Source organism: Pseudoalteromonas sp. P1-26 (assembly GCF_001401795.1).
In the GTDB taxonomy this organism is placed as follows: Bacteria; Pseudomonadota; Gammaproteobacteria; order Enterobacterales; family Alteromonadaceae; genus Pseudoalteromonas.
The window spans coordinates 1-11,044 of record NZ_LKDX01000074.1 but is presented as its reverse complement, the minus strand read 5'-3'; the positions used below and the strand labels follow the sequence as shown (position 1 = coordinate 11,044).

Here is an 11,044-nt window from a genome sequence, read left to right as displayed (position 1 = left end):
TCTGGTAAAAAGTACCTGACCATGGATGGAGCTGAATAGGTGAAATCAGAGGGTAAACTGGAAATTACAGACGAATTGTTGCTTTATCTAACTCATCAAGAGCAAGCATGACAACAAGTATAATTCTGTTTTTTATAAATCCTTAAAGTAACCATGTTTCTTTACGATGGATTCATTTTGGTTAGCGACCCATTGAAGATACTCTTTATTATCTAGCTGACTCGCAGCTGCTTCATCTAAAAGAACAATTGTATTTGGGTGCATCTGCAGTGCTGACGCAGGACAGTTTGCAGATAATGGGCCATTAACCATGTCTGATACGGCTCTTGCTTTTGCTTCGCCCGTTGCTAACAACACGATATATTTTGCATCTAAGATAGTAGCAATTCCCATAGTCATTGCTAACTGTGGTTGGCTTTCACCTTTCTCAAAAAGGCGGCTATTATCTTGGATTGTTTGAGGAGTTAGGGATTTTATTCTAGTACGCGATGCCAAACTTGATGTTGGCTCATTGAATCCAATGTGGCCATTAGCGCCAATACCAAGTAGCTGTAAATCAATTCCTCCACACTCTTGGATTAGCGCTTCGTAATGTTTACCTTGCTGGCCAGGGTTTTGATATTGATTACAAGTTGGTAGGTAGGTATTTTTCAAATTTATATCGATTTTTTCAAATAACATGGAGTTCATGAAATAGCGATAACTGTTTCTATTACCTTCATCGATATCATAATATTCATCTAAATTAAAACTGGCAGCTTTGGAAAAACTGATCTCCTGTTTCTCATAAAGTTTTACTAATTCTTTATAAAGTTCAATTGGCGTACTACCTGTTGCTAGTCCTAACGTCGCTGCAGGTTTTAGTTGAAGTAACTCTTTAAAAAGTTGAGCTGCAAAAAAAGCAACCTTCTGTTTATTATCAAAAATTAAGACTTGCATAGTTCAACTCCTTTCAGCTTTTGCGCGTAATAGTGAACACCAAGCATATCCGCGTTCGCACCTGTAACGGGTTTAATGAGAGTTACTTGATATAAACTTGAAGCTCTTTTGATTCTTTCATTTACCATTTCAAAAAACAGTTCTGAGTTACCTACACTTCCACCAAGCACTACATGCTGGTTACCGAGTGTAGCTTTCATATTGAAGATCAGTTCTGAAACTGCATCCGCTGCTTGATTGATTACTTCATTTACTGCTCTTAGCTGCGAAGAGTAGTCAAATGCAGTTTTACAATCGATAATTTCACCTAATACTAAGGAGGCATGTTTAGCGATGGCTGTTCCTGATGCTATTGCTTCTACACAGTTATTTCGGCCGCAGTGGCATGGATAAACGTTAGTACTTTTAACGGGGACTGTAGTATGACCTAGGTGAGCACAAAACCCATCTTGGCAAGTTATTAAGTTGCCATTACAGACAATGCCAGCACCTACACCTGTGGACACAGTAATGTATATAAAATCTTGTTTCCTTAAGTTCTGGTTTAACTCGTATTCAGCCCAAGCTGCAGCTGCTGCATCATTAATAATAGTGACGGGCAAATTGGTTAACTCTTCTAAACGGGGCTTCAGTGGTAACTTTTTGCCAGCAGAGAGAAAACTTACTGAATCTTGACTAACTTGCCCTGTGCAGGCAACGTTCACGCTACTTGATTTTGGTAACCAATCTTTAATTAAATCAAATAGATAATTAGGTAGAGATTCAAGGTTTTGATGAATTATCGAATCGACTTTTTTACTCTTTAGAATTTGGTTTTCCTCTATAAGAGCACACGCGATTTTTGTTCCACCAACATCAATTGATATATCCATATTTGCTACGCTCTTGCTTGGCTTTCAATGCTATCAACAAACCAATTGGTTATGTGCTCAATACGTGTAATTGCAGATCCTACAGTGACGCAATGTGCACCCATTTGCATTCCAATTGCAGCTCTCTCAGGTGTGTTATATCTACCTTCAGCTATTACAGGCACCCCGACTTCTGCAAGATCACTGACGAGCTTATAGTCCGGCTCGTTAGGCGTATTTGATAAATCTAGGTAGCCAGACATTGTGCTACCTATGAAGGTACACCCTGCATTGAAAAGTAAGCGACCCATTTTATAATCCGCACAGTCAGCCATTGCTATACACCCCTGTTCATGAATAGTTGCGAGTAGGGTTAAGCAATCAACAGGGCGTGCTCTATCAGTGCCATCAAAAGCGATTATTTTTGCTCCTGCTTTAGCTAGCGCAATGACATCTTCAACATACGGTGTAATGCGTATAGGCGAATCGTTTAAATCACGTTTCACAATACCAACAATTGGAACCTTGGTTATTGAAGCAACCGCTCTTACATTTTCAACACCTTCAATTCTTAGTCCTTTAGCTCCACCTGCAACAGCTGCTAGTGCCATTGCTACAATATGTTCTACCTTATCCATTGGACCATTATCGACTGGTTGGCATGAGGCAATTAAGCTTCCCTTAAGAGAATTTAAGAGTTCGGCCTCGAGTTGTAGGTTCTTTGACATGATTTTCTACCTTGCTATTTGTTCATCGTGAATAGAGTTAAGCCATTTAAATCTTTCTGGTGCTTAGGGCTGATAAGGCTGACTACGTAACCAATAATCAAACAAGTCAAAATACCAATTGTTCCGTATAGGTAACCGTTAGCCCAACCAAATTGCCAAGCCGATATCATGACGAGTACACCACTTGTGAGGCCTACAATTGCACCTAAAGAGTTTGCTCTTTTAGTTAATGCCCCAAGTACAAATATTCCGCCTAATGCCCCCATGAACATACCTATCACTTTGAAGTAAGCCTCCATTAATGAACGAATCTCAGGGTCGATGAAGATAAGACCGACGAGTGTTCCAAGTAAGCCAGATAAAAATGTTAATGCTCTAGCTACTTTCATGTATGACTTTTCATTTTTGACTAACTGAAACGGACGAACGAAGTCAGTCACAACAGTTGTTGCAATTGAATTCATACTGGTAGATACAGTTGACTGAGCTGCGGCAAAAATACCTGCGATTATTAAACCTGCTACTCCGATTGGTAGCTCATTTGAAATAAATGCCGGGAAGATTTGGTCGATTTGCAGGCTTGGATCAAGCTTTTCTGGGTGTTGTTGATAGAACACATACAATCCAGTACCAATACAAAAGAAGAGTAGTGCGCCGGGTGCTGCAAGCCATGCATTTGCCCAAATAGATTTAGTAGCTGCATTTGAAGATTCGGTTACCATGTATCGTTGCACTACTGCTTGATCCGCTGTATAGCTAGAAATATTTTGGCCAATGCCGCCGATTACTATGACCCAAATTGATAACGTTGTTATGCTATTAAGGCTAAAATCAACATTTGCAAATGTGAATTTATTATCGGCAATGCCTATTTCGATAAAGTGAGTAAATCCACCATCTAATCCCATTATGATGATTGCAAAGCAAGCAAAAGCACCTATTAGCAATACGATAGTTTGTACTGTATCTGTCCAAATAACGGCTTCAACACCGCCTAAAGTACAATAAAGTAAGCACAAGACTCCCATAATAAGAACACTTTCGGCCGCGCTAAGTGGAGTAACTGCGGATAATGCAAGTGCAGTAAGCGCCATTACAATACCCATCCTTCCAACATGGAATAACGTAAATAATCCGCTCGCAAATAATCTCACGGGTAGGTTGAATCTTTTTGATAAGTATTCATAAGCACTTGTTGCATCTAGTTGTCGGAAAAATGGAATCGCAACGTAAACTGCAATAGGAGCAACAGCAATGATCATCCAAATACCCAGTAATAACACCCAGTCGGAGCGATAAACGACAGCAGGTAATGCAATATAAGTAAGGGAACTTAGCATTGTTGCGTATATTGAACAGGCCGCTGCCCACCAAGGAATAGATTGACCACCTCGGAAGTAGTCATCTGTATTTTTATTTTTGAACATAAAGAACAAACCGACAGCTACAACAGCTAGCAAATAAACGACTAGCACTAACATGTTAACTAAACCAAAGTCTTTATTTGTGTTTTTAAGCTGTAACCTTGCAATTGAATCAGAACCGCTTTCACTATTGTTGAATGAAGCTACTAGTTCTGTGCCAACTAACTTTGCTTGAATAGTTCTAAGGTAAGGGCTTGCTTCATGATATTCACTCCAAGCCTTTGTTACAGTATTAAACCCAATTACCTGTGCTGATTGAGTCATTACTAAGATGTGTGATTGTGCAAAAGCAGAGCTAAATGAAATTGGGTCTAATACAGCTATTTGATTAGCCGGTGCTATAGATTTCCATCCACTTTCTTTAGATAAAAATTGGCTAACGTTTATTTTTTCCGTCGGCGAGCTTAGCTGGCTAATGCTATATATCGCTATTTTTTCACCGTCACTTTGAGCTGCTAAATAAACGTTTTTTACAGCACTATTTGGTGACACAGGTGTCGGCAACGATTGCCATTGGGCTTGCTCTTCTTGTAAATCTAAAGAATAAAAGAGCCATTTTTTTCGGTAGCCAACAAGATATAGCTTATTCTCTAAGATAGTAGCTTGGAACTTATCAAAGTGATTAGGAAGAACAGAAAGCTTTTCAATTTCTTGCTGTGATGACTTTTGATTAAAAGATACCTTCTTGGTGACTAAATTATCAGCTTTGTTACTACTAATAACTATGTAATTATCACCGTAAAGCAAAATTAGAGATGAGGGGTCAACATCGAGTTCTGGCTGCTTTTCATTATTAAACATCTGAAAAGCTAATGGGTTGCTAATAATATCTGGCTCCACAGTTTGTGCGTCTTGTTGCCAAGTTGATTGTGTATTAGCTGATGTTGATGATACATACATGAATAATACGATGATAAATATAATTATTTTTTTCATAACAGCTTCTGTTTGTTATCCTGTATACCTGTTATACCAGTGGTAAGTCTAAAAATCCATCATTAATTTAAATTTCAGGCACAAAAAAAGGCTAATTTATAGCCTTTTAGGATGTTGCTTGTTCAACTTTATGGAGAGTTATTACCCGTAGTACTTATCGAAAACGTAATCTATATGGGCCATAAGCTGTGCATCAGCTCCTTCAACATCGCCATTCTTTATACATTCAAAAATAGCAACATGGTCATCGTAGCTGCGTTTATTCAATTCAGCAGTATTAACTCTGTCTGGGCGTGCATCGATCAACCAATCAACTAAAGCCTGATGCACCGCAAGAAAAATCGGATTGCCAGGTATAGAAGCGATAACTCTGTGGAAATAAATATCAGTTTTTCTAAATTGGCTGTCGTTTTCAATTGCTTTGCCATTTAATTCTAGTGCATCCTCCAGTTCTTTTATTTGACTTGGAGTCGCATAGGCTGCTGCATGTCTGACTAAGCTTGATTCGAAGAAACGGCGAAGCTGGTCAAAATACTTTAAACCATTTGGCTGTGCTAAAAAGTCTTTAGACATGCCTGAAAGCTCTGAGATGATAGTATCAGCAGAAGGGCGAGTTACTCTGGTTCTTTCACCACTGCTGATCTTAACTAAGCCTTTTCTCGCTAATGCAGAGAGTGCATCTCGAATTGATGGTCTGCCGACACCGAAAGCCGCCATTAAATCTCGCTCAGATGGAAGAGCTTCACCTTCAGCTATCTCACCCTGGCGGATCATGAGTTCTAATTCTTCTTCAACAGTCTCTGAAAGTTTCTTACGTTCTACAGGGCGTGTTACTTTTAACGACATGTCTTTAACCTATCCTCTATCAAGCTATCATCCTATCATACCGAAGGGTCTTAGATTAGCAAATTAACCAAAACAATTATTTTTAAATTCTATTTTCTAATACATTTTTTATCACAGCTACAGTGTCATGTATGCACTTTATTTTTTCTTCTGTAGCTCTAGATGTAGGTAACAAGGAAATTTTACAGCCAATGAAGTCAAGCGAGCTTGAGTTTAATTCGTTAATAGAATCTTTTATTGCTTGAGTATCTAATTCCGAGTCTTCTAATGTAGGGTCTTCCAAGGACTCCAAAGAGGGTGGCATATGGCTATCACGCCATTTTCCATAAATGTCAGAGCTTGCACTTGCTCCTGAAAAGATAAACCCATTGAGTAATTGTTTCGCATTACAGGCCTTTATATGCTCTATTGCTCCTAACTTACTTTGAAACTCGATCGCTGATCGACCCCAGTTTAAAGAAAAAGCTATCCCACATTTAGACTCTTGATTAACTTTACTTACAATTGCTAGTTCAGACTCTAAATCCATAAAGCCTTTTTCAAAAGGATTTTCTGGCTGCCATGCATCACAATGTTCAATTAGTAACTTGGCACCATGCCAATCATATGAACATAATTCTAATAAGGATTTTTCAAGTGCTTTATCACATCTATATTGTGGATTAGATGGAGCAGTATGAATTAATACATGAGTTACAGCCTGTTTCTTTAATTGCTTATTAATAGTGGCAATTGCTTCAGCCGCGCCTTTGTAAAATTGCATCGCCTTTTCTCGTCCAGCAGCTTGATTTGAAGCTAGGCCAAAAGACGCATCCTGATTGAGAGCCATCATTGTTCCAGGAATACAAGTCAGAACATATGTCCATCTTGCACTGAGCTTGCTCAAATACCACTGCTCATCGAAGGAATGCAGTTTAGAAGTGAATGGTATTTCCAGCCCATCGATTGCATCGTTTCTTTTTAAAGCATCGTAATAGTTTGATTCTTCTTCTTTGTTCCATGTGTTGTTAGAAGGTGCAGATGCATAAGCGCCAACAATCAGTTTCATGTAAATCCCTCAGAATGAGTACTTTTAATGAAAACTCAAAAGTACATTTTTAAATTTTATTAATATTTAAATTATTATGTTGGTATAGCTGTTATACCAGTGGTATGGTTTTTACACAAGTTTAATTAGAGAAACAATCATGAAAATCTTCAAATACGGTGAAGACTCACAGCAATATTGCCAATTATTTCGTCCTGATAATAAACAAATAGTGCCAGTTCTTATCGTCATTCACGGTGGATACTGGAAAGATAGCCATAGTTTAGATAGTTATGCGACTAAACGAATCGTTGAGTATTTTGCTGATAAAGGTATAGCTGTCTGGAATGTTGAGTATCGCAGAATGAATGCTTTTGGTGATAATCACAGTGCGCCTTGGCCAACTTCATTGTTGGATGTTGCAATGGCCGTTGATTATTTAAAAACGATCGAAAGAAGTGAGTATTTGGATCTTGAGAATATAACTATTGTTGGTCACTCAGCAGGGGGACATTTGGCTACTTGGTGTGCTTCACGAAAGAATATTAACAAGGAAAGTCCTCTGTATCATAATGATCCATTAAAAATAAAACATGCGATTTCTATATCAGGAGTGGTGGACTTGAGACGCTCCGAAGACTTGGGGCAACCTGAGCAAGTTACAAAGTTATTGTCAGGTAATAACTTTCAGATTGCATCAAGGCTAAGGGATAGCAATCCATTAGAGCTGCTAGATTCTAAAGTGAACTACCATTTCCTCCATGGCACCGAAGATGAAGAAGTGAGTATTAATCAGTTATCAAGTATTGAGCAAAATTCAAATATCTTAATCGATAGATTGAAGGGCAAAGACCACTTTAACTTTTTTCCTGGTTTCACATCAGATTTACGTTGTTGGAACAAAATAACTGATTTAATTCAGTCAACTCTAACTTAGCTTCTTATTAATATTCAATAATTTAGATATTTCCGAATAAGTTTATATCATTTTGTTATTACTTTTTTGTGAACAAAAATATTGCTGAAGGTATACTGGTATGATAGGTTAACTGGGTGATATTTGAGCTGTTGTCACTTTTTTACGATCACATAGAGGGAAACCATGAATAACAATAAAAGTATTTTTCACATGTCAGCGCTTGCGACATGTATTGCTGCGGCGATGAGTCAACAGGTTGTTGCAGAGGAAGCTAAAGCTGAAAAAGGTATTGAGCGTATAAATGTTACAGGCTCAAATATTTTCAAAGGTAGCGTAAATTTTACATCTTCATCTCCAGTAGTTGAGGTAGGTAAAGAAACAATTGAAGGGATCGGTGCAATTTCTATTTCAAATACGCTAAGCCGATTACCTTCTGTCACTGCAGGCACAAATGATGCGTCGAATAATCATGATGGTGGCGGTAGCTCAGGTATTAGTACTACTTCGTTACGTAATTTAGGTACGGCACGTACTCTTGTATTGGTTAATGGCCGTCGTTATGTATCAGGTACATCTGCTGGTGATGGATATGGTGTTGATTTAAACTCTATCCCTACATCTATCATCGAGCGTGTTGATGTTCTAACTGGTGGGCAATCTGCAATTTATGGTTCAGATGCAATTGCTGGTGTTGTGAATATCATTACTAAGAAAAACTTTGATGGCGTAGAGATTAATGCTTTCGGAGCAGATTCAGATGCAGGTGGTGCTGCTCGTCAAAATATAGATTTTACTTATGGTAAGAATTTTGATGGGGGCAATGCTTGGGTTTCTTTGGGACTTGCGAATCAAGATAACTTAAATGCTCGAGACCGTGACTTTTCACGAAATAGTATCAATGTACTGGATGATGATGGCGATGGTTTAAGAGAAACATTGCATGTACGTAATGGGCCAATGCATGTTGATGAAGGTGCTTTAAAGTTTGGTGATTTAAGTATATTCGGTAATGGTGATCCATTTAGCCAAAATGCACCCACAATTACTTCAGATGGTCAGCTAAACGGTGAAAGTGATTTCTATAACCAGACTTATTATCGTAAAGCAATTGCTCCATATACACGCCAGTTTGCTGCAGCAGGTATGACTTTTGATATCTCTGATAAGTTATTTGCAGATCTTGAAATAAACTACTCAGAAGTTAACTCATCAACAAATATTGAGACAGCACCTTTAAGCGTAGTAAACGACGTTTTTGTCGTTAACCGTGGCGGTACGACAGGCATCGATGTTGCGAATAGTCCTTTCTTTAATGGTAGTAGTGCGCAAAGTCAGTTGCTTCCTTATCTATTAAATAGTGGTGATGGCAGTACCTCTTTAGATCGAGTAGAAACATTTCGACGTCTTGCTGAGTTTGACAATCTTGGTGTTGAAAATAGAAGAACAACTTTCCGTGTAGCTGGTAGCTTAGATTATGAGCTAGACAGTGGTCTTCTGTGGAGTACATCTGCAGTTTACGGTACGACTACACAAGTTCAAAAAAATACTGGCGATGTAAATTTAGTTGCTCTTCGTTCTGCACTAAATATTGAAGAAGATGGAAATGGTGGCTATCAATGCGCTGATGTAACAGACAGATGGCAAGGTTGTGTGCCAGTTAACCCATTTGGTACTGTTGATAGTGAGCTAGGCCAAGCAGGAATCGTTGGTTTTTCTGATGAAGCAGTTGATTACATCTCTGTAGATACCGGTCAAAATGGCGTAATCAAGCAGTATGTTGTTAATAGTGCATTATCGGGTGAATTACCATTTACTTTAAATGATGAAAATCTAAGTTTTGCAGCAGGTATTGAATATCGCCGAGAAGAAGGTGCTGAAACTCCAGACGCTTTTAGACAAGCAGGTATTACCAGACGCCTACAGGTATTCCCTACAAAGGGTAGTTTTTATTCGTACGAAGCATTTGGAGAGCTTTTTGTCCCAGTTGCTGATTGGTTAAGCGTGAGTTTAGCATTGCGTGCAGGGGACTACTCTTCAATTGGCAGCACTTCCACTTATCGACTTGGTTTAGATGCACCGGTTAATGATTACGTTCGTTTTAGAGCGAGTGTATCTAGTGCGGTTAGAGCACCAAACGTGAATGATCTATATTCATCAGGCTCTGCCAGTGCAACAGGTGGGCATGATGTGTGTGATGGCGTTGATGCAAGCACCACTGGAAATATTGCTGAAAACTGTCGCAGCATTGCCGCAATTTCAGACCGCATTGATTCTACCGGAGCATTTACATTAGTTGGCTCAGAAAGCCAGAATGAGCGCTTTTTGCAAACAGGGTCAACGGACCTTAAAGAAGAAACCGCTGATACCTATACATTAGGTGCCATCTTTACGCCAGTAGAAGCATTCTCGTTATCTGTTGATTATTATTCGATTGAAATTGAGGACGCGATTTTAAATGTTGGTGCTGGTGAGATAATCAGTCGATGCTATGACGTTGACCCAAGTGAATTTGATCCAACATGCGGTGGTAATGTTGTACGTGCAGTAAATGGCCCAATTCTTAATATTACCTCTCAAGCTATTAATGAAAGTGAAGTAAGAACTAGTGGTGTCGATATTGAAGCATATTATACATATGAAGGGTTCGACTTAAGCTTATCAGCTTCATACCTTGACGAGTATGTAACGACCAGTGCCGCAGGTGTAGAGCGAGATTATAAAGGTGAAGTTCTATACCCTGAATTCCGTTACACCTTACAAAGTACTTATAGTCTTACTGATGATATTAGCCTTTTTGCTCAACTCACTTATCGTGATGAAACGCAAAATGACGTTAATAATGATGTGAACCAAACATTATCAGACGATATTAATACCCTCGACTCAGTTTATTACTTAGATGTTAGAGCATCATACAATGTAACCGATTCATTGAATGTGTATGTTGGTACTAACAACCTATTTGATGAGCAGCCAGATATTATCCCACGCTTGACTGTGACCGGATCTGCGGCGGGTACCAATACAGAGCCGAGAGCTTATGACATTATTGGCAGACAATTTTTTGCTGGTATGAAGCTCAAATTCTAATTGATTCTTCCTGTGTTAGAACCAAAACCTAATCTTTAAGATTAGGTTTTTATATTTTAAAAAGGGTTAAAAGTGTTACGAATTATAATCTTAGGCTTTGCTTTGCTGATATCAAAGAATCTAATGGCAAAGGATTTATATAAGCAAACATTCGATTTACAGTGGCAGAAAGTAGCGGAGTTAGAAAGTAAAGATATGTTAACACCAAGCGATTTTGTCGTACTTTAATTACCACGCGATTCTGTCGTAATCGCTAATTACCAAGGGAAATTGACGGTTATCTT

The 11,044-nt window shown here is 38.6% G+C and carries 8 protein-coding genes; 2 read left to right on the top strand and 6 right to left on the bottom strand.

Annotated elements, in window-relative coordinates; translation table 11 throughout:
* Positions 1 to 132 precede the first annotated feature (132 nt).
* The 6 genes from nagB to AN394_RS20220 all read right to left on the bottom strand — a co-directional run bounded on the left by nagB (position 133) and on the right by AN394_RS20220 (position 6,772).
* Positions 133 to 939 carry a glucosamine-6-phosphate deaminase gene (nagB, locus tag AN394_RS20245; RefSeq protein ID WP_055022399.1) on the bottom strand — a complete coding sequence of 269 codons (807 nt, stop codon included), beginning with the start codon at positions 937 to 939 and terminating at the stop codon, positions 133 to 135.
* Positions 927 to 1,811 carry an ROK family protein gene (locus AN394_RS20240; RefSeq protein ID WP_055022398.1) on the bottom strand — a complete coding sequence of 295 codons (885 nt, stop codon included), beginning with the start codon at positions 1,809 to 1,811 and terminating at the stop codon, positions 927 to 929. Before AN394_RS20240 ends, nagB begins: the two co-directional genes overlap by 13 nt.
* Positions 1,812 to 1,816: 5 nt before the next feature.
* Positions 1,817 to 2,518 (bottom strand): N-acetylmannosamine-6-phosphate 2-epimerase, encoded by a 702-nt coding sequence (locus AN394_RS20235; RefSeq protein WP_055022397.1) that lies wholly within the window; start codon positions 2,516 to 2,518, stop codon positions 1,817 to 1,819.
* A gap of 14 nt (positions 2,519 to 2,532) precedes the next feature.
* Entirely contained in the window at positions 2,533 to 4,878 is a 2,346-nt protein-coding gene (locus tag AN394_RS20230; RefSeq protein ID WP_082423033.1) for a sodium:solute symporter, read from the bottom strand.
* Positions 4,879 to 5,019: 141 nt separating this feature from the next.
* The gene (locus AN394_RS20225) at positions 5,020 to 5,724 is read right to left on the bottom strand and encodes a transcriptional regulator NanR (protein ID WP_054562596.1); all 705 of its coding nucleotides are present in this window, start codon (positions 5,722 to 5,724) and stop codon (positions 5,020 to 5,022) included.
* Positions 5,725 to 5,806: 82 nt separating this feature from the next.
* Entirely contained in the window at positions 5,807 to 6,772 is a 966-nt protein-coding gene (locus AN394_RS20220) for a DUF4862 family protein (RefSeq protein WP_055022396.1), read from the bottom strand.
* 139 nt (positions 6,773 to 6,911) lie between these two features.
* Between AN394_RS20220 and AN394_RS20215 the strand changes: the two genes are divergently transcribed.
* Both AN394_RS20215 and AN394_RS20210 read left to right on the top strand, forming a co-directional pair.
* Positions 6,912 to 7,688 (top strand): alpha/beta hydrolase, encoded by a 777-nt coding sequence (locus AN394_RS20215; RefSeq protein ID WP_055022395.1) that lies wholly within the window; start codon positions 6,912 to 6,914, stop codon positions 7,686 to 7,688.
* Positions 7,689 to 7,853: 165 nt separating this feature from the next.
* Positions 7,854 to 10,760, top strand: coding sequence for a TonB-dependent receptor domain-containing protein (locus AN394_RS20210; protein ID WP_055022394.1), 2,907 nt, complete (start codon positions 7,854 to 7,856; stop codon positions 10,758 to 10,760).
* The last annotated feature ends 284 nt before the right edge of the window (positions 10,761 to 11,044 follow it).

Coding starts and splice junctions, on each gene's coding strand:
- nagB (WP_055022399.1), bottom strand. CDS start 939: ATGCAAGTCTTAATTTTTGATAATAAACAGAAGGTTGCTTTTTTTGCA.
- AN394_RS20240 (WP_055022398.1), bottom strand. CDS start 1,811: ATGGATATATCAATTGATGTTGGTGGAACAAAAATCGCGTGTGCTCTT.
- AN394_RS20235 (WP_055022397.1), bottom strand. CDS start 2,518: ATGTCAAAGAACCTACAACTCGAGGCCGAACTCTTAAATTCTCTTAAG.
- AN394_RS20230 (WP_082423033.1), bottom strand. CDS start 4,878: ATGAAAAAAATAATTATATTTATCATCGTATTATTCATGTATGTATCA.
- AN394_RS20225 (WP_054562596.1), bottom strand. CDS start 5,724: ATGTCGTTAAAAGTAACACGCCCTGTAGAACGTAAGAAACTTTCAGAG.
- AN394_RS20220 (WP_055022396.1), bottom strand. CDS start 6,772: ATGAAACTGATTGTTGGCGCTTATGCATCTGCACCTTCTAACAACACA.
- AN394_RS20215 (WP_055022395.1), top strand. CDS start 6,912: ATGAAAATCTTCAAATACGGTGAAGACTCACAGCAATATTGCCAATTA.
- AN394_RS20210 (WP_055022394.1), top strand. CDS start 7,854: ATGAATAACAATAAAAGTATTTTTCACATGTCAGCGCTTGCGACATGT.